Here is a 356-nt window from a genome sequence, read left to right on the forward strand (position 1 = left end):
TGACTCACAATGAACATCCTCTCCTACGGACACAACATCCGTACAAGTTGGGTGTCCACTAAACGAGGGTAACCTCATGAGATCCTATCGGATGCCGAAACTGCTGTGCGGTTATCGGATTCGAAGTCGTTGTGGCTGTTTCCTTCCAAGTGATAAAAAGGCTGTTCTGTGAGTGATACTGCAACAGAAGTTGCTCGTTTGGTGGGGTTGCATACCCCAGTGCCTGATAGGTATGGGACGATGTCGGATGAGCTTTTAGAGCACTATGTGTACGGGCTTGAGAAGGTGCTTTTGCGCGATGATCTGCTTCCTACCGCTAAGGATCAGCTTGTTTGCGCGATCAATGAGTTTCTTAA

The 356-nt window shown here is 48.3% G+C and carries 1 protein-coding gene; it reads left to right on the plus strand.

What is annotated here, in order from left to right; all coding sequences use genetic code 11:
* Nucleotides 1-168: 168 nt before the first annotated feature.
* A partial coding sequence (locus QP968_RS11190; RefSeq protein ID WP_284856467.1) for a hypothetical protein occupies nt 169-356 on the plus strand: 188 nt, incomplete at its 3' end.

It is taken from the genome of Corynebacterium sp. MSK041 (assembly GCF_030232265.1).
GTDB lineage: Bacteria > Actinomycetota > Actinomycetes > Mycobacteriales > Mycobacteriaceae > Corynebacterium.